Raw genomic sequence first — 360 nt, 5'->3', positions numbered from 1 at the left:
CCGTGGTCGCCACGGCCCAGGATCACGGCCTGTCCGCGGGCGGTCCCAGCGAGATCCAGGCCGCACTCATGCATTAACTGCCCCGCCCGAAGGTTCGGCGGGAGATTGATGATGGTCCCCTCAGCGTTGAGGTACACGTGCCAGTCGCCGCGCGTRATTGACTCGATCTCTCCGCCGACAAGTCCCCGCAGGACCTCAGGGCCCGTGTCCAGGGATTCAATCCGGACGGGCTCGCCGAGCCGGGCCGGAATGATCAGTGCCGTGTATCGTATGGCGTTCATCTTGTGTCCTCTACTCCGAGCAACTAAGACCGCATCCATAGTGCTCCCAATCCCGTCCGCACCCGGGCAGGCCGGCCGG

1 protein-coding gene is annotated in these 360 nt (G+C 65.2%); it reads right to left on the bottom strand.

All coding sequences use genetic code 11. The features are described from left to right. Positions 1–281: DUF3846 domain-containing protein (locus tag AC1DCZ_RS19390; RefSeq protein ID WP_476976016.1), on the bottom strand; the 281-nt coding region annotated here is incomplete at its 3' end. Positions 282–360: the final 79 nt, after the last annotated feature.

Source organism: Arthrobacter sp. 10N418, assembly GCF_056394725.1.
Note: the sequence above shows the minus strand (reverse complement) of the source record. Positions and strands in the feature narration are given on the sequence as shown.